This is a genomic window from Pantoea sp. App145 (assembly GCF_047947045.1).
GTDB lineage: Bacteria > Pseudomonadota > Gammaproteobacteria > Enterobacterales > Enterobacteriaceae > Pantoea.
On sequence record NZ_CP133294.1, the window covers coordinates 146,746 to 163,692 of the forward strand.

Here is a 16,947-nt window from a genome sequence, read left to right on the forward strand (position 1 = left end):
CCATTGATTGCATACCCCGGATCCGCCGCTGGCACGTACCTTGCTCCAGTCTCTGTGCATCACCTGCGATGTACCATGACGGGGAGCGAGGCTCCCCCTGATCAAAACCGGGAGAAACGTGCTATGCCAAAAGTAACTTTGCCAGCTCATAAGACGGGTGATTTCTTTGTCGATTACGAAGAAAAAGTGTTTGAAGATGTGAAGGCGGAGCCGGGCCAGAAGGCGCTGGTGACTTTCCACACCGTGGCTTTTGAAGGCTCGATCGGTTTCGTCAACATGCTCCAGGCTACCCGGCTGCAACGTAAAGGATTCGAAACCTCCATTCTGCTGTATGGACCGGGCGTATTGCTCGGCGTGCAGCGTGGTTTCCCGACCATCGGTGCCGAAGCTTTTCCCGGTCACCAGAACTATGCCAATCAGCTGACCAAATTTATGTCTGAAGGCGGCAAAGTCTACGCCTGCCGCTTTGCCTTACAGGCCCTGTATGGTCACGGCGAGCCTTCGCTGCTGGAAGGGGTTCGTCCAATCAATCCACTGGATGTGCTGGACCTGAAACTGCTGCACGTGCGTGACAACGCGGTGATCATCGATACCTGGACGATGTAAGCGGAGGTGCGTTATGGCTGAGTCACGCATTATTCGTGCCGCCGCCGCCCAGATTGCGCCAGATCTCCATGAGGCCAGCAAAACGCTGGCCCGGGTGCTGGACGCTATCGATCAGGCAGCCGCACAGGGGGCAGAGATCATTGTCTTTCCTGAGACTTTTGTACCTTACTACCCCTACTTCTCGTTTATCACGCCCGCGATGACCGCCGGAGCGGCGCATCTGAAATTGTATGACCAGGCGGTGGTGGTGCCCGGCCCGATCACCCATGCGGTGGGCGAACGCGCCCGTTTGCGCAACATCGTGGTGGTGCTGGGGGTGAATGAGCGTGACCACGGCACGCTCTACAACACCCAGCTGGTGTTTGATGCCAGCGGGGAACTGGTGCTGAAGCGTCGCAAGATCACCCCGACCTATCACGAACGGATGATCTGGGGGCAGGGAGACGGTGCCGGATTGAAGGTGGTGGAGTCCGCGGTTGGGCGCATCGGAGCCTTAGCCTGCTGGGAGCACTACAACCCGCTAGCGCGCTACAGCCTGATGACGCAGCACGAGGAGATCCATTGCAGCCAGTTCCCCGGTTCGCTGGTGGGGCCGATTTTTGCCGAGCAGATGGACGTCACCATTCGCCATCATGCGCTGGAGTCCGGTTGCTTTGTCATCAATGCCACTGGCTGGCTCACTGAGGAGCAAATCAACGAACTGACCAGCGACCCGGCATTACAGAAGGGTCTGCGTGGCGGCTGCAACACCGCCATCATCTCGCCGGAAGGCCGTCACCTGGTGCCGCCGCTGACCGAAGGTGAGGGGATTTTGATTGCCGATCTGGACATGGCCCTGATCACCAAACGCAAACGCATGATGGATTCTGTCGGCCACTATGCCCGACCAGAATTACTCAGCCTGCGCCTCGATGCGACACCTGCCCGTTATGTGGTGGCGCGTGATGATGAGTCCGAAACGGGAGGAGACCGCGATGCAGAACGTACCGTCTACGCGCCAGCAGCTGATCACTGAGCTGCTTACTCAGGGGGTTAACGTGATCAATCCCCGCCAGGACCATGTCAGCCGTCATGGCGGCGCCGGGCCATCGGATCATCAGGCGATGAATATCGATGGTGTGACGGTGATGGTGCCGATCTACACCCATTCCGCACGGCAGTCACCCTGGCAGGTGAAACACGAGGAGTCCGGTGCCACCCGGCTGTACAACAACCTGATTCCGGTGCGGGAGATCAGCATCGCCCATAAACCGCGTTTTTATGAGCGACAGACGGCGGACGGCGTACCCTACTCGCAGATTGCGACGCTGCATGGCACCGACGTGCTGGCGACCACCGTGCTGCAAACCTGCATCCGCTATGAAAATCGCGCCAAAGCCTGCCAGTTCTGCGCTATCGGGCAGTCGCTGGCGGCGGGTAGCACCATTGCGCGCAAAACCCCGCAGCAACTGGCAGAAGTGGCAAAAGCGGCCGTGGAGCTGGATGGGGTGAAACATATGGTGATGACCACCGGCACCCCCTCAGGCAGCGACCGTGGTGCCCGCATTCTGGTGGAAAGTGCGCTCGCCATCAAAGCGGCGGTGGATTTGCCGTTGCAGGGACAATGCGAGCCACCGGGAGATGCGAAATGGTTCCGACGTATGAAAGACGCAGGCATTGATGCGCTGGGCATGCATCTCGAAGCTGTCACGCCGGAAGTGCGCGCCCGCATTATGCCGGGTAAGGCCCAGGTAAGCGTGGATCAGTATCTTGAGGCGTTCGCCGATGCGGTGGCGGTGTTTGGCCGGGGCCAGGTCAGTACCTATATCCTGGCGGGTCTGGGCGATACGCCGCATGCCATCCTGTCGCTGTCGGAGACGTTGATTGACCTCGGGGTTTATCCGTTTGTCGTGCCTTTTGTACCGATCAGTGGCACACCGCTGGAACATCATCCGGCCCCTGACAGCCAGTTTATGTCGTCCATTTTGCAGCCGCTCGGGCAGATGCTGAGTCAGGCAAGCCTGCGTTCCAGCGATATCAAGGCGGGCTGCGGTCGCTGCGGTGCCTGTTCTTCACTTTCCAGCTTTGAACAGGCAATGGCGTAAGGGGGCATGATGAATCACTACGCGGGTTACACCATCAAATGGGTCACGCTGCCGTGGGAACGGCGGCAGGCTTACGCACTGCGCCAGCGGGTGTTCTGCCAGGAACAGGGATTGTTTGAGGGCGATGACCTGGATGACATCGATGGCCATGCCCGGCTGCTGGTGGCACTTGGCAGCGTGGGCGGCTGGCATGATGAAGTGGTGGGCACGGTACGCATCCATGAACTGGCACCAGGGGTCTGGATGGGATCGCGCCTCGCCGTGGATAACGCCTACCGTCGGCAGGGCCAGCTGGGGCCGACGCTGATCCGTCTGGCGGTGTGCAGCGCTCATGCGCTGGGCTGCCGGGAATTTTATGCCCAGGTGCAGCATCAGAACGAACCGCTGTTTCGCCGCATGCACTGGCACACGCTGGAGTGGCTGGATTTGCGTGGTGTCCGCCATGCCAGGATGCAGGCCGATCTTAACTTCTATCCCCCCTGCTACGACCCGCTGAGTGGCATGGTGATCAATACCCCGGTGCGCAAGCCAGCTGAGATACCGATCTTTCTGACGGGGGTAGCACAATGAATCATGACTTACCCGCGCTGATTGCACGGCTGCACGCCTTCAGTGGCATCGCCCATAAGCGTGATATCCAGCAGGTGGCGCAGCAGCTGCGCGATGCCTGGCCTAACCCGAACCCCAATGGGGATGATTGCGCGCTGATCCCGGATGGCAGCGGCTACAAGCTGCTGGCGATGGAGGGATTTATTAATCGCTTTGTCGCGGAAGACCCGTGGTTTGCCGGCTGGTGTGGCGTGATGGTCAATCTGAGTGACATTGCTGCGATGGGCGGACGCCCGCTGGCGGTGGTTAATGCCCTGTGGGATGACGCGTTACCCCATGCGGAGCAGATCCTGCAGGGGATGGCGGCGGCATCACGTGCGTATCAGGTGCCGGTGGTGGGCGGTCACACCAATCTGCGTAGCGATCAACCACAACTTGCCGTGGCGGTGCTGGGGGAAACGACCCATCCACTCAACAGCTTTGCCGTACAGCCGGGGCAGACGCTGATGGTGGCGATCAATCTGCATGGGCGCTGGCATCCTCCCGGTTACAACTGGGATGCGGCGACCCATGCCGACCCTCTGGCCCTGCGTCAGGCGTTGTCCCTGTTACCGGCGATGGCCGAAGAAGGATTGCTTCAGGCAGCGAAAGACATCAGCCAGGCCGGGCTGGCGGGCACGCTGGTGATGATGCTGGAGAGTGGCGGGCTGGGCGCGGAGCTGGACCTGACGCTGATCCCGACCCCGCCCGGCGTAGAACTGGAGCAGTGGCTGTGCGCCTTCCCCAGTTTCGGTTTCCTGCTGGCTGTGGAACCACAACATTGCGACGAGGTGGCTGAACGCTTTACCCGCTGCGGGATTGCCTGTGCAACGGTGGGACATTTTACCCCGGAAAGAAAACTCATCATGCAGTACCAGCAGCAGCGCACCTGCTACTGGGATCTGGCGCAACAGCCGCTTACCGGCATGAACAATCAAGAGAGGAACTGACGATGCCTGCAATGCATTTTGTCGTTTGCTGGCCTGATGGCAGCAAAGATACCTGCTATTCCCCCTCCACCGCCATTGAGAAGCATCTGGAGGTGAATCATCCCTATACGCTGGCGGAGTTCGTCACCCTCAGCACCCGTGCGCTGGACGAAGCCAGTGAGAGGGTAAAAGCGAAGTTCGGTTATTTCTGCTCCAGCGCGCAGGACCAGTCTGCGGTGATTGTGCAAAAAGCCCGCCAGTTCACGGCGGAGCAGCAGGTCATTGTGGAAAAAATCACCCCCGTCCCGGTCTGATAACAAGCGAGATTACGATGAACAACAATCATTATCCTGTCGTCATTATTGGCGGCGGGCAGGCGGGTCTCGCCATGAGCTGGAACCTGACGCAAAAAAACATCCGCCATATCGTGCTGGAACGCCACCAGCTGGCCTGGGCATGGCGCGAACAACGCTGGGACAACTTCTGCCTGGTGACGCCTAACTGGCAATGTAAGTTGCCCGGTTTTCCCTATGACGGCGACGATCCGCACGGCTTTATGCTGCGCGATGAGATCATCGATTATGTTGCACGCTACGCCCGTAGCTTTAATGCGCCGTTACGCGAAGGGGTTAACGTGTTGCGCGTAGAGAAAACGCCACAGGGTTTTCAGTTGCTGACCTCTGCCGGGGTTTTCACCGCTGATCAGGTGGTGATCGCGGTGGGTAATTATCATCGCCCGCGCTTCCCGGAGATCGCCGCACAACTGCCAGAAAGCATCATGCAGGTGCATTCCGCCAGCTATAAATCGGCGCAGCAACTGCCCGCCGGGGACGTGTTGGTGGTGGGATCGGCGCAATCCGGCGCACAGATCGCGGAAGACCTGCATCTGGCCGGTCGCCGCGTGCATCTGTGCGTGGGCAGCGCGCCGCGCGTAGCGCGGTTTTACCGTGGGCGTGACGTGGTGGACTGGCTGGATGATATGGGACATTACCGTCTGACGGTGGACGATCATCCGCTGGGTGAAGACGCGCGGCGCAAGACTAACCACTATGTCACTGGCCGTGATGGTGGGCGTGATATCGACCTGCGCGCTTTTGCGTTGCAGGGTATGCAGCTATATGGCCGCCTGCTGGGTTATCGCGACGGCAAACTGCTCATTGCCGATGACCTGAAGGCTAATTTGGACGGCGCTGACGCCACCTCGCAGAAAATTAAAGACAGTATTGATGTCTGGATCGCTGAGCAGGGTATCGACGCACCCACTGAAGCGCGCTACCAGCCGTTGTGGCAACCGGAAGAGAGTGCAACGCATATCGATCTGACCAACATTGCCGCCATTATCTGGGCGGTGGGGTTCCATACCGATTTCAGCTGGATCGACGCACCCGCATTCAATGATAAAGGCTATCCACGCCATACCCGTGGCGTCTCGGTTCAGCCGGGGCTGTATTTCCTTGGATTGCCGTGGCTGTGGACCTGGGGATCGGGCCGCTTTGAAGGTGTGGGTGAAGATGCCGCCTGGCTGGCGGAGGCGATTGAGCAGCAGCACCAGGGCGCTGCGGAGGCGGCGTATGTCAATGATCACCGTTGAGGATGGCGCGTTCTGGCAGCAGGAAGCGCAGCGTCTTGACTGGCAGCAGGGCTTTAGCGCGCTGGTTGCAAGTATTGAGGGTGGGCCGCGCTGTCGCTGGTTCCCCGGAGGGAAAACCAATCTGAGCTATAACGCCCTCGACCGCCATCTGGCGATCCGGGGGGAACATTGCGCCATTATCCACCGCGATTACCTTGGGCAAACCCATCGGCTCAGCTACCGTGAACTCTGGCAGCAGGTCAACGCCCTGAGCAGCCTGCTGGCAAGCTGGGGGATTCGCCAGGGAGATCGGGTGCTGATTACGTTACCGATGACGCCGATGGCCGCCATCGCCATGCTGGCCTGCGCCCGGCTTGGGGCGGTGCATGTGGTGGTTTACTCTGCCAGTACCAGCGAAGCGCTGGCCCAGCGTATCCACGCCTGCCAGCCTGTATTGTTGATCCACAGCAGCGAGAAGCGCAGCCGCGAGAGCCTGCCCTCCATCCCTGCTGCCACCGCCACGTTACGTGAGGCAGATATTGCGAGTGCGGAATTTAGCCGTGAGCTGGCGCAGCATCACGGGCGCGTGGTGCCCTGTGTCTGGGTAGAGTCGTCTCAACCTTCACATTTGCTATTTACCTCCGGCACCACGGGAGCGCCAAAGGGTATTGTGCGCGATACCGGTGGCTACGCCGTGGCGCTGCTTGCCAGCCTCCATCACCTGTTTCAGGTTCAGGATGATGAGATTTTCTTTACCACGGCGGATGTAGGATGGGTCACCGGACATAGCTACGGCGTCTATGCCCCGCTGCTGGCGGGGATCACCACGGTCATGTGTGAAGCCAGCCCGGCGAATGCCCCTGGAGAAAGCTGGTGGCAAATGGTGGCGGAGCTGGGCATCACCCGTATGTTAACCATCGCAGGTGCGATCCGCATGGCGCGCCAGCAGGGGACGCCGCGTGCCAGCCTGTCGGCGCTGCGATCGCTCTATCTGGCTGGCGAACCGCTCGACAGTGCAACTCATGACTGGGTGAGCACGGAGATGTGCGTGCCATGCGAAAATCATTACTGGCAGACTGAGTCCGGCTGGCCGCTGCTGGCGGGGGCGGGCAGCGGCCTGAAACCGGTGTTCAGCCGCTCAGTGGCGATCGTGGATCCGGCGAATGGTGCATTATGTCTTGCGGGGGAATCTGGGATGTTGGTGGTAAATGGCACGCTCGGTCCGGGTGGCATGTCAACGCTCTGGCAGGATGATACGCAGCATGATCAACGTTACTGGCTACAGCGGGATGGGCGCTGGAGTTACGCCACCCATGATTGCGCCATGTGGGTGGGCGATACGATCGTGATTCAGGGGCGTATGGATGACGTGATCAACATCGGCGGCAAACGTCTGGCGACAGCGGAAGTAGAAAATGCACTGGCGGGGCTGGATGGCATCGTTGAAGTGGTGGCTACCCGCACCCCACATCACCTGCTGGGTGAAATGGTGGCGCTTTTTGTGGTTACCGATGGGTTAAATGCGCAACAGGAGGCGGCCCTGAAGCAGCAAATACGCGAACGCCTGGTCAGTCGCTGTGGCCGCTACGCGCTGCCGCGCAAGATTCACTTCCGCCGTTCGCTGCCTAAGACCTTTTCAGGGAAGTTTTTGCGCCGGGTGCTGAGTGCGTGACTGGTAAGGTGTCTCACAGGGGCTAGTCGATTATCGGGTTATTTTTCAGTTCATTATAAGGAATAAGGCCTACCCCATTAAACACGGTTCTCTGCTGATCGGCGATCTGTTGCGGAGACCGTGCCGGTATCAGCTCGCTATTGATACCCGTCAGCTGTGAAAACAGCGACATAAAATGTCTGGCGCTGATGGGGGTGTCATCAATCAGATGTTGGTGGTTATCACTGGTGAGAATAAAGAACGGAATATTGTAATTTTGCCGCGCATCATTGCCATGACGTACCGGACGCTCACTGTCATCGACAGTCATACCGTGGTCAGAAAAATAGACAAGTGCGTAAGGTTCGCCGCTGCGTGCCAGAATGTCATGGGCGCGCTGAATAAAGGTATCCAGCTTCTGCAGGGTAGCGAGATAGCAATTGAAGCTCTCCTGCTGGCTGATATGCAGATTAACCGGAAAACCGTTTAACCGTGAGCAGGTGTCGGGATGAGAACCGATCATATGGAGAAATACCGCGTTATCGCTGCTATGGTTTTCGTTGACGATACTGTGCAAATGCTCCAGCAGGGCCATATCATCCGTATCGTTCTCTTCATAATCGCCTTTCTTGAAGAAAACCTGATGATTCGCTCTGCTGCCGATGAGCGTTGCAGGTGTGTCGAAGGTGGCGAGAAAACCCTGATTAGAGACCCAAAATGTATTGAAACCGGCACTATTCGCCAGGGCGACAATGCTGTTATTTTCCTGCGTTTTCACCCCGTCACTGAGCGCGAGCGTGCGAGGCAATGACAGGTAGGTATTAGGTGCAGTGGAAATATAGTCAGTAAAAAACAGTCCCGGAGCCGTATTCAACCACGGCGTGGTGTTATGCTGATAACCATAAACGGATAAATAATCCCGCGCGACACTCTCGCCAATAATAACAATCACATTCTTGTATTTTCCGCTATGGCTGAGGATAGGAAAATCATCTGGAATTGAATTGGATGCTTTTAGTTTTTTTAACTCCAGACTGGCCTTGTACACGGAGGTGATAACTTGCGTTGCCATCCTGTTTGGAAAGGAATTCATATTAACCATGACGAAAAGAATGAAATAGATGGCCTGATGTTTTTTGCCAAAGTCGCCACCGTAAATAATAAATAGCAACAGTGAGGTGATTGCCATAACAAACAGCAACCAGGCGGTAAAGCTCACCCCTTGCAGGAACTCCAGACTTTCACCTGGATTGGTCTGCAATGCTGACACCACATAAGGGTAGCTGATCCGCCCAAAGTTGTAACCTACCGGGATATAGAGAGAAAGAAGCAGCAGCATTAAGCCTGAGAAGTAGAAAGTCAGCGGGTTTTTTCTGGCAACAAAAAGAATGATGAACGTCAATATGATGTTTCCCGCACTGGCGTATCCCGTGCCGACGGGAATGGCTAGCGCGGCGATTACTGCCGGAATAATCCATTTTAATGCTGACTTAATCGTCACTGAGTTTTCTTTTAATCTCAGTGGTTGTTTAGAAATATCTACTCTATTTTCAGCCATAACACTTTTTCCTGGATGGTAAATACCAGCGCATCTTTTAAAAGCCGCGCAAAGTACATCAATCCGGGAAAGGATTAAATGACGGGGGGGTGAGATATTCCTGAATATCCAGGGTGGTCAGATGACGCACCCTTAAAAAACACCTGCAATAAGACTAAAAGCGTTTTACCCGCAGGGGTTTCAATCGTATAAAGTCATGAAGATTTAAGTACCACCACGGCATAAAAGCAGGGCTTTGCCGTGGCATTTTTGAAAACACAATCAGTGGGATCCCCCAGTTCCAGGCAATCGCCCTTATGCATCTCAAAAAGGGTACTGCCTTCCTGAAAGGTGAGGGTACCCTCAAGCACCCAGATCAGCTGACGGCGGGACAGATAAGATATCGCTGGCATGGGAACGGCAACGCCTGCCGGAAGTTCAACGCTTACCAGGTCAACGGGGATTTGTCCCGGTGATACGTGGCGTCTGATGTAACCGGTCTCCGGGTCTTGCCAGACCGCCTGTTGATCGTGTCTGACCAGCGTGCCGGTCTGAACCTCGCTCAGCGCTATCAGCTGGGACATACTCATATCAAAAGCACCCGCCAGGCGCGCCAGCAAGGTTGCGGTAGGGCTGCTCTCGCCACGTTCAATTTTGTGGATCATTGCCCGGGAAACACCCGAGTTTTCGGCAAGGTCTGTCAGAGACCAGGCTCGCTTTTCTCTTTCGGCCTTAATTTTTTGTCCGATCCGCTGGTTTACATCATCTTCTTTACTGGATAATTTATCTAACATAATGGATAACTAAGATAGTGAACAATACATCTACTTTAGTGACAGAGAAACGAGGTGTCCACCATGAAGATTCGAACCGCAAATGAAGGGGATGCAGATGTCATCGCCGACATTTATAACGACGCAGTACTTAATACCACGGCTATCTGGAATGACAAAACCGTCGATTTCCTCAACAGAATTAAATGGATGCGCGATCGAAATGACGCTGGCTTCCCAGTGCTGGTTGCTGTTGATGAGGAAGGGAAGGTTCTGGGTTATGCCTCATATGGCGACTGGCGTCCGTGGGATGGCTACCGCCATACGGTGGAACACTCAGTTTATGTCCACAAAGAGGCTCGCGGCAAAGGTGCGGGGGGAGCACTGATGGCCGAACTGATTCAGCTGGCTCAGCAACAGGGCAAACACGTGATGGTGGCGGGTATCGAATCCGGCAATGAAGCCTCTATCGCATTGCATAAAAAACTGGGTTTCACCGAGGTCGGGCGGATGACTGAGGTGGGAACCAAGTTTGGTCGCTGGCTGGATCTGACTTTCCTCCAGTTGCGCCTGGATACCAGAACCCATCCCTGATACGGGACGGCACAGGGAAGTGCCCTGGCAATGAAGTCAATAAACAATGCTTCGCAGTGGTAATCTCAGCTGATATTTTTATCAACATACTGAATTCACATCAGACACAAGCCTGAGAAACCCGATGCAACCTTCAATGCCCAACTGGAATGATCTGCGAATATTTCTGGAAGTTTATCGTTGTGGCAGCCTGTCTGCGGCGGCACGTCAGTTGCGGATCGACGTTTCCACCGTGTCACGTCATATCGCCAGCCTTGAAAAGTCGCTGGCTGCTCCGGTATTTCAACGACTGCCGGCTGGACTGAAAGCCACCACCAAAGGGCGTGAAATTCTCTCCTTTATAGAATCCATGGAATCCCATTCGCTGGCGATGATGCAGACGGATAAAGCAGGTGTCAGCCATTTGCCCGCCGGGGAAATCAGGATTGGCACCATGGAAGGGATAGCGTCGTTCTATCTGGCCGGGAAGATCGGTAAATTTAATGAAAAATACCCCAATATTCTGGTGGAATTATTAACTTCATCGCATCAGGTGCATGTGAACCGTCGCGAAGCCGATCTTTTTCTCAGTTTTTATCCCTATGATGGTAAAGGACTGGATATTCTTCCGGTGGGTAAGTTCAGGCTCTATCTGTATGCCCATAATGATTACCTGCAAAAATACGGTGCTCCCGCCCATATCAGTGAGTTGCGTAATCATAAATTTATCAGTTATATCAGCGACCTGATTCAGCTGGATACCGTGCGCTGGCTGGATGAGGCGATTATTAATCCGGATATTATCTTTAGTTCCAGCAGTCTGGTTGCACAAATGTTTGCCGCCGCCAGCGGGACAGGCATTGCCATGCTGCCGGAATTTATGCAGGCGGAGCGATTTGGACTAAAACCCCTACTCAGGGAGTCGGTTGAAGTGAGCCGTGTGGTATGGCTTTCCGTCCATAGCGAACTGCGTTATTTGCCAAAGATGAAAGCTATCATCGCATTTTTGCTGGAGGTGTTCGGGAATGATTATCCGAACGATCCTGGTATTCGCTTAAAATGATGTCATTGCACTGACAAAGTGCACATTCTGAGCAAGTCTGGTAAATGTAAAAACCATTAATATCAATGTAATGGGTTTGTATCATGCCTCCATGCTAGTGTCAGATCTTATCGGCTAACTCAAATTCCTTTTATTGGTGCAATACCGCCCTTGCAAAAATGCAAGGGCGAGTGCTAAATCGCCAGTTCCTCATGGTTATCCCGTTTGTTAGGATTTCCGGACAGAAGGGGGAATTACAATGAACAATGAAATAGAAACAACAGAACTGAGAATTAATAAGATATATTCTTCGGGGGAGTTTAAATCACACGTAAGAAACAAAGGTTTGATAATTACCTTTCTGGTGCTAATCACCTTTATTTTCTTCTTTTCATTACCACTGCTGAACTCGTTATTTCCGGCAGTGATGAAATACCAGATTGCCGGTTCATTTAATATCGGGCTGTTATGGGTCATCCTCCAGTACCCATTGGGTGCAGCGGTTGCATGGTGCTACGCAAAAAAGATGGGGCGCTATGACGACCCGAAATGGATCACACATTATCTGGCACGTGGTAAAGCGAAATGAAAACGAAATATCTGCTGGCTGCAACCATACTTACTCTTTTTTCTGCAACGGCAAATGCCGCCGACACCATGGTCGGGCAGGGTCACAAATATATGACCTTTACCATTTTTACCCTGTTGTTCCTGGCATCACTCTCTATCACCTGGATTGCCTCACGTAAAAACAGTTCTGCCGGAGATTTTTACACCGCCGGTGGTCAGATTGGGCCATTACAGAACGGGCTGGCCATTGCCGGTGATTATCTCTCGGCTGCCGCTTTTCTGGGTGTTTCCGGGTTGATCGCGCTTTATGGTTTCGATGGTGTTAATTACCTGATTGGCTTTTTCGTCGCCTTCATTCCGGTGTTGTTACTGGTTGCCGAACCATGCCGCAACCTCGGACGTTACACGCTGGGTGATGTGCTGGCCTGGCGTAATGGTTTTCGGGCCACCAAGTTTGTCGCGGCGGTATCGAGCGTCATCGTGGCGCTGTTTTATATGGTGCCGCAGATCGTCGGGGGCGCGGTGATCGTCAGGGCACTGATTGGCATCCCCTATGAAGTGTCAGTGATTGCGGTTGGCATGCTGATGCTGATTTATGTCGCGTTTGGTGGCATGCGCGCGACGACGGCGGTGCAGGTTACCAAAGCCGTATTGTTGATCTCCTGCTGCTTTATCCTGGTGGTGCTGTCCTGGTTACCCTTTGGCTTTAATGGCCTGGCGTTCCTCAACACCCTGACCGCCGATCATCGCCTGCAACAATACGTGATGTCACTGGTTAACGATCCTTCGTTCACGCCGCAGGAGGCAGGACAACGCTTTTTAGAAGCCGGGCTTTACCTGAAAAAACCGCTTGAGCAGGTTTCTCTCGGACTGGCCCTGCTGCTGGGCACCGCAGCCATGCCACATGTGCTGATGCGCTTCTTCGCCGTGCGTAATTCTACCGATGCCAGAAAGTCTGTGCTGTGGAGCATGTTGTTTATCGGTGTTTGCCACCTGTTCATTATCGTCATTGGCTTTGCCTGCGCACATTACCTCGGTGCGGATGCGGTAAAAGCAGCGGATAAAGGTGGCAACCTGGCGGCCCCGTTACTTGCACAGTATCTGGGGGGCGGCGCTGAAAGTTTTGCGGGTAACTTCCTGCTGGCGCTGGTTGCCGCTATCTCCTTCGCCACCATCGTTGCTGTTGTTGCCGGTCTGACGCTGGCGGCTGCTTCGGCGATGGCGCATGACGTCTATGTCGGCGCGATTAAGAACGGCGTCGCGACCGAACGGCAGCAGGTTGCCGCAGCGAAAATTGCCACATTGCTGATGGCGGTGGTGGCGGTTATTGCCGGAATCGAAGCCAAAGGACAAAACGTGGCGCACCTCGTTGGTCTGGGCTATGCAGTGGCGGCTTCTGCCAACCTGCCGGCACTGGTGATGTCGCTTTACTGGAAGCGCTGCAATACCGCAGGGGTGATCGCCGGGATCGTCGGCGGCACCGTGCTGGCTATCGTTATGGTGATGGTTTCACCCTCAATGACCTATCCGCTCCATCAGCGCGCGGTGCTGGAAGGCCAGCTGAAAACACTGGCTGCGGAACAGGCAAATGCGCCGTCACGCCAGGCGTTGCAAGCGCAGATCAACGCTATCCCGGATGACGCCACCAGCATTGTGGGTCTGAAAGCCCCGCTGATTGAACTCAGCAACCCTGGCATTGTGTCAGTGCCTGTTGGCTTCCTGCTGGTGATTGTCTTCTCTCTGCTGTTCCGTGACGAACGCGCTGAGCGTTTATGGCCGGAACTGGCGGTTCGCAGGGAACTGGGACCGCAGCTGAAATGAACTCCCGGCCGTGAATAAATCCGGCCGCATAAATAAGGACTGAATGATGTTTTTACCTCAAGTGAAAGTGGCTGCCGTGCATGCTGCACCGGTTTACATGAATGCTCAGGCCACTCTGGAGAAGGCGCTGGCCTATATTGCGGAAGCCAGCCGCAACGGTGCTGAACTGGTGGTGTTTCCCGAATCCTTCATTCCCGGATTTCCGGTGTGGGCGGCGCTGTGGGGACCGATCCATAACCACCGCTGGTTTGAGAAAATGGCAGAGAACAGCCTGCTGATTGATGGCCCTGAAATTAAGGCACTGTGCAGTGCGGCTGCCCGTCACGATATTCTGATCTGCATGGGGTTCAGTGAGCGCAGCCCGGTCAGCGTGGGCTGTCTGTGGAACTCGTCGGTGCTGATCGATCAGAGCGGGCAGATTATTAACCATCACCGCAAACTGGTGCCGACTTTCTATGAAAAAATGGTCTGGGCACCGGGGGATGGTGCCGGTCTGAAGGTGTGCGAAACCCGCATCGGCCGCGTGGGTGGATTGATCTGCGGTGAAAACACGAATCCACTGGCGCGTTATGCATTGATGGCGCAGGGAGAGCAGATCCACATTTCGCAGTGGCCTTCTATCTGGCCGACTAAGCGGCCTGCCGCCGGAGGGAATTTTGATAACCTGGCGGCCAATCGAATCCGTGCCGGTGCGCATTCATTTGAAGCGAAATGCTTTGGCATTATGAGTGCGTCAGTGATGAATGATGAAATGAAAAACATGCTGATCGACGGCGACAGCGCGGTCGCGGACATTCTGGAAAACACCCCGCAGGCCGCCACCCTGTTTGTTGACCCGACAGGCACACCGATCGGCGACACGCTGCAACATGAAGAGGGTATTGCCTGGGCCACCTTTGATTTGAAGAAGATCATCGAAGTGAAGCAACTGCATGACGTGGTGGGTTATTACAATCGTTTTGATGTTTTTAACCTCGAGGTTAATCGACGCCGACTGGTTCCGGCGACGTTTTCCGGCGATGATGTTCAGCCCGAGGCAGAAAATAATGTGGTGGAACAGCAATAAATATTCCGCCAGTTGAGCAGGGCCAGGGACGGCTCACTCTGCTGATTAAATAATATTCCTGCCAACCTCTTCCTTTCCTGGTTTTTGTTCTTTTTATTGTCAGGAAACCGTAAAAACCAATTCCACTATGCAACCATCACCAAACGCCAATGTCTTCATGGAGGCATGATAATGTGTTTCTATGGTGAGTAATGTGAAGAATAAAAAGATACTGGTGATCTGTCGGGATAATATTGGTGATAGTTTGCTTGCGACGCCGTTAATAAAACAACTTTCCAGGAGCAACGAGGGACGAATAGATATTCTGACCAACAGTTACGCATCGCCGATATTTGATGGAAATCCGTATATCGGGAAAGTGTGGATATACAGTAAAACTAAACACTGTCAAAACAGGTTCTCTGCGTTAAAGTCGTTATGGGACAGGGCACGGCTTTGCCTGGCGTTAAACCGGGAAAAATATGATTGTGTGGTGATTGCGAAATCACTTTGGGATAAGCATTCGCTGAAGTGGGCCAAAATTATTCGTGCAAAGGAGATCGTTGCTTTCGGTAATGACCGTCATCCACGCATCACCAGACTGCTGCCAGTGCAGGACAGCAAACTCCACGTAGCAGAAGTGTTTTTTAATCTGGCGAAAGGGGTTTATGTTGATGCTATGGAACCTGAAGAGCTTGATATTTATCCGAAAACTGAACTGGTTGATCACTATCGACGTGTGATAAATAACAAAGACAATCAGATGTTGATTGCGATACAAATCAGCTCACGCAAGCAATGCCAGCGATGGCCGCTGGAGAGCTTTATTTCACTGGTGAAGAAAATAGCTGACAGAACGTCCTTTCGTATTGTTTTGCTGTGGTCGCCCGGCGAAGAAAGCTCATTGACACATCCAGGCGATAATATTAAAGCGGAAATGATCACCTCCGCCTGTAAAGATATTAATTTAACGCCGGTCTATACCGATTCGTTAGAAGATCTTAAAGCGGTGCTGGCGAATTGCCATGCGATGGTCAGCAGTGATGGCGGGGCGGTGCATATCGGTGCGGCAACTGGATTACCGGTGGTGGCGATGTACGGTAATAGCGATCCGGCAAACTGGCATCCGTGGAAAGTACCGCATTGTATTCTTCAGGGTATTGATAACAATGTCAGTAATATTACGTCTGAACAGGTATTTAAGTCGCTAATATCATTATTGCCCGCTATTCCTGAGCAAAAAAATGATAATAGCCCGGAAAGACAATCGCTTTCCGGACCGGATTTTATGGCGACAGAAAAATTCCAGAGGAGTGGGGTTTAAGCAATTGCACCGCCACCGTCAACCAGCACCGTCGAGCCAGTGGCATACGGGGTAGAAGCAAGATAGAAAATCGCGTTGGCGATATCTTCCGGCTGCCCCATGACACGCGCCGGTAATGTTGCGGCAGTGTCTTCATACATCTTCTGACGATCCGCCTCGGGTAAGCCTTCCCATAACGGTGTGGCGATCATGCCCGGTGAAACGGTATTAACGCGAACTTTTTGCGCAGCCAGTTCCAGCGCGAGACCACGGCCTAACGACTCGATGGCCGCGTTGATGGCACCCTGTAATACCCACTGACCCGGACGCACACTCAGGAAACCAGAAATAAAGGTCAGTGAACCGCGTTCATTGATGGATACCGCCCGCGCCACGCGATAGGCACCCCAGAATTTGCTGTCCATCGCGCTATAGGCATCGGATAAGGCCAACTCTCGTACCAGACCGCCTGGCGTTTGTGCCGCACTGACTACCACATGATCAAAACTACCCGCCTGGGCAAAATATTTTTCGACAGCGGCGTCATCGGTGAAATCAAGGGCGGCGGTGTGTACTCCGCTGCCAATGCGTTGCGCCACAGCATTCAGCTTATCCAGACTACGCGAAGCGATAACCACCTCGGCACCCGCTTCAGCAAAAACTTTTGCCGCCGCAGCACCGATCCCTGAACTTCCACCAACGACAAGTACACGTTTACCTGCGAAGGAATGTGACATGAGAATGCTCCTGTGATGTTAACTGACGCGATAACACAACGCGCTCAGGACGATAAATACAGTGTAGACAGGGATGCTATCATTGGATTAAACAATGATAATCAATGCAGAAAATAAT

At 54.3% G+C, this 16,947-nt stretch carries 17 protein-coding genes; 14 read left to right on the forward strand and 3 right to left on the reverse strand.

What is annotated here, in order from left to right; translation table 11 throughout:
• Positions 1–123: 123 nt before the first annotated feature.
• From RCF31_RS27315 to RCF31_RS27350, 8 genes are read left to right on the forward strand one after another with little or no spacing between them, the layout of a single operon-like run.
• On the forward strand, positions 124–606 hold the full coding sequence (locus RCF31_RS27315; protein ID WP_084879338.1) for an MSMEG_0572/Sll0783 family nitrogen starvation response protein: 483 nt from the start codon (positions 124–126) through the stop codon (positions 604–606).
• 13 nt (positions 607–619) lie between these two features.
• The gene (locus RCF31_RS27320; RefSeq protein ID WP_084879337.1) at positions 620–1,621 is read left to right on the forward strand and encodes a Nit6803 family nitrilase; all 1,002 of its coding nucleotides are present in this window, start codon (positions 620–622) and stop codon (positions 1,619–1,621) included.
• Positions 1,581–2,690 (forward strand): MSMEG_0568 family radical SAM protein, encoded by a 1,110-nt coding sequence (locus RCF31_RS27325; protein ID WP_310618225.1) that lies wholly within the window; start codon positions 1,581–1,583, stop codon positions 2,688–2,690. Before RCF31_RS27320 ends, RCF31_RS27325 begins: the two co-directional genes overlap by 41 nt.
• A 9-nt stretch (positions 2,691–2,699) precedes the next feature.
• The gene (locus RCF31_RS27330; protein WP_416414845.1) at positions 2,700–3,260 is read left to right on the forward strand and encodes an MSMEG_0567/Sll0786 family nitrogen starvation N-acetyltransferase; all 561 of its coding nucleotides are present in this window, start codon (positions 2,700–2,702) and stop codon (positions 3,258–3,260) included.
• On the forward strand, positions 3,257–4,228 hold the full coding sequence (locus RCF31_RS27335; protein ID WP_416414815.1) for a sll0787 family AIR synthase-like protein: 972 nt from the start codon (positions 3,257–3,259) through the stop codon (positions 4,226–4,228). The genes RCF31_RS27330 and RCF31_RS27335 overlap by 4 nt, the downstream gene beginning before the upstream one ends.
• A 2-nt stretch (positions 4,229–4,230) precedes the next feature.
• Positions 4,231–4,521, forward strand: a complete 291-nt coding sequence (locus RCF31_RS27340) for an MSMEG_0570 family nitrogen starvation response protein (RefSeq protein ID WP_416414816.1) — start codon at positions 4,231–4,233, stop codon at positions 4,519–4,521.
• A gap of 17 nt (positions 4,522–4,538) precedes the next feature.
• Positions 4,539–5,798 carry an MSMEG_0569 family flavin-dependent oxidoreductase gene (locus RCF31_RS27345; protein WP_416414817.1) on the forward strand — a complete coding sequence of 420 codons (1,260 nt, stop codon included), beginning with the start codon at positions 4,539–4,541 and terminating at the stop codon, positions 5,796–5,798.
• Entirely contained in the window at positions 5,779–7,449 is a 1,671-nt protein-coding gene (locus tag RCF31_RS27350; RefSeq protein ID WP_416414819.1) for an AMP-binding protein, read from the forward strand. Before RCF31_RS27345 ends, RCF31_RS27350 begins: the two co-directional genes overlap by 20 nt.
• Positions 7,450–7,471: 22 nt before the next feature.
• On the opposite strand, the gene RCF31_RS27355 is transcribed toward RCF31_RS27350, so the two are convergent.
• Together RCF31_RS27355 and RCF31_RS27360 are read right to left on the reverse strand one after the other, a co-directional pair.
• Entirely contained in the window at positions 7,472–8,986 is a 1,515-nt protein-coding gene (locus RCF31_RS27355; protein ID WP_416414820.1) for a phosphoethanolamine transferase, read from the reverse strand.
• A gap of 194 nt (positions 8,987–9,180) precedes the next feature.
• Positions 9,181–9,759, reverse strand: a complete 579-nt coding sequence (locus RCF31_RS27360) for a helix-turn-helix domain-containing protein (protein WP_416414821.1) — start codon at positions 9,757–9,759, stop codon at positions 9,181–9,183.
• 63 nt (positions 9,760–9,822) lie between these two features.
• Here RCF31_RS27360 and RCF31_RS27365 point away from each other — a divergent pair, with 63 nt between their 5' ends.
• From RCF31_RS27365 to RCF31_RS27390, 6 genes are all read left to right on the forward strand, one after another.
• On the forward strand, positions 9,823–10,332 hold the full coding sequence (locus RCF31_RS27365) for an N-acetyltransferase family protein (RefSeq protein ID WP_313689680.1): 510 nt from the start codon (positions 9,823–9,825) through the stop codon (positions 10,330–10,332).
• A gap of 124 nt (positions 10,333–10,456) precedes the next feature.
• Positions 10,457–11,374, forward strand: coding sequence for a LysR family transcriptional regulator (locus RCF31_RS27370; protein ID WP_299454099.1), 918 nt, complete (start codon positions 10,457–10,459; stop codon positions 11,372–11,374).
• Between the two features lie 238 nt (positions 11,375–11,612).
• The gene (locus tag RCF31_RS27375; protein ID WP_299454097.1) at positions 11,613–11,942 is read left to right on the forward strand and encodes a DUF485 domain-containing protein; all 330 of its coding nucleotides are present in this window, start codon (positions 11,613–11,615) and stop codon (positions 11,940–11,942) included.
• Complete coding sequence (locus RCF31_RS27380; protein WP_416414822.1) at positions 11,939–13,744, forward strand: cation acetate symporter; 1,806 nt, start codon at positions 11,939–11,941, stop codon at positions 13,742–13,744. Before RCF31_RS27375 ends, RCF31_RS27380 begins: the two co-directional genes overlap by 4 nt.
• A 46-nt stretch (positions 13,745–13,790) precedes the next feature.
• Entirely contained in the window at positions 13,791–14,810 is a 1,020-nt protein-coding gene (locus tag RCF31_RS27385) for a carbon-nitrogen hydrolase family protein (RefSeq protein WP_416414823.1), read from the forward strand.
• A 193-nt stretch (positions 14,811–15,003) separates the two neighbouring features.
• Positions 15,004–16,113, forward strand: coding sequence for a glycosyltransferase family 9 protein (locus RCF31_RS27390; protein ID WP_416414824.1), 1,110 nt, complete (start codon positions 15,004–15,006; stop codon positions 16,111–16,113).
• On the opposite strand, the gene RCF31_RS27395 is transcribed toward RCF31_RS27390, so the two are convergent.
• Positions 16,110–16,829 (reverse strand): SDR family oxidoreductase, encoded by a 720-nt coding sequence (locus RCF31_RS27395; RefSeq protein ID WP_416414825.1) that lies wholly within the window; start codon positions 16,827–16,829, stop codon positions 16,110–16,112. The two genes, RCF31_RS27390 and RCF31_RS27395, sit on opposite strands and share 4 nt — an antisense overlap.
• Positions 16,830–16,947: the final 118 nt, after the last annotated feature.

What these genes read in the sequence shown, in the direction of transcription:
- RCF31_RS27340 (WP_416414816.1), top strand. Translation starts at nt 4,231, where the DNA reads ATGCCTGCAATGCATTTTGTCGTTTGCTGGCCTGATGGCAGCAAAGAT.
- RCF31_RS27335 (WP_416414815.1), top strand. Translation starts at nt 3,257, where the DNA reads ATGAATCATGACTTACCCGCGCTGATTGCACGGCTGCACGCCTTCAGT.
- RCF31_RS27360 (WP_416414821.1), bottom strand. Translation starts at nt 9,759, where the DNA reads ATGTTAGATAAATTATCCAGTAAAGAAGATGATGTAAACCAGCGGATC.
- RCF31_RS27375 (WP_299454097.1), top strand. Translation starts at nt 11,613, where the DNA reads ATGAACAATGAAATAGAAACAACAGAACTGAGAATTAATAAGATATAT.
- RCF31_RS27345 (WP_416414817.1), top strand. Translation starts at nt 4,539, where the DNA reads ATGAACAACAATCATTATCCTGTCGTCATTATTGGCGGCGGGCAGGCG.
- RCF31_RS27395 (WP_416414825.1), bottom strand. Translation starts at nt 16,829, where the DNA reads ATGTCACATTCCTTCGCAGGTAAACGTGTACTTGTCGTTGGTGGAAGT.
- RCF31_RS27330 (WP_416414845.1), top strand. Translation starts at nt 2,700, where the DNA reads ATGAATCACTACGCGGGTTACACCATCAAATGGGTCACGCTGCCGTGG.
- RCF31_RS27380 (WP_416414822.1), top strand. Translation starts at nt 11,939, where the DNA reads ATGAAAACGAAATATCTGCTGGCTGCAACCATACTTACTCTTTTTTCT.
- RCF31_RS27355 (WP_416414820.1), bottom strand. Translation starts at nt 8,986, where the DNA reads ATGGCTGAAAATAGAGTAGATATTTCTAAACAACCACTGAGATTAAAA.
- RCF31_RS27315 (WP_084879338.1), top strand. Translation starts at nt 124, where the DNA reads ATGCCAAAAGTAACTTTGCCAGCTCATAAGACGGGTGATTTCTTTGTC.
- RCF31_RS27350 (WP_416414819.1), top strand. Translation starts at nt 5,779, where the DNA reads ATGTCAATGATCACCGTTGAGGATGGCGCGTTCTGGCAGCAGGAAGCG.
- RCF31_RS27320 (WP_084879337.1), top strand. Translation starts at nt 620, where the DNA reads ATGGCTGAGTCACGCATTATTCGTGCCGCCGCCGCCCAGATTGCGCCA.
- RCF31_RS27385 (WP_416414823.1), top strand. Translation starts at nt 13,791, where the DNA reads ATGTTTTTACCTCAAGTGAAAGTGGCTGCCGTGCATGCTGCACCGGTT.
- RCF31_RS27365 (WP_313689680.1), top strand. Translation starts at nt 9,823, where the DNA reads ATGAAGATTCGAACCGCAAATGAAGGGGATGCAGATGTCATCGCCGAC.
- RCF31_RS27325 (WP_310618225.1), top strand. Translation starts at nt 1,581, where the DNA reads ATGCAGAACGTACCGTCTACGCGCCAGCAGCTGATCACTGAGCTGCTT.
- RCF31_RS27370 (WP_299454099.1), top strand. Translation starts at nt 10,457, where the DNA reads ATGCAACCTTCAATGCCCAACTGGAATGATCTGCGAATATTTCTGGAA.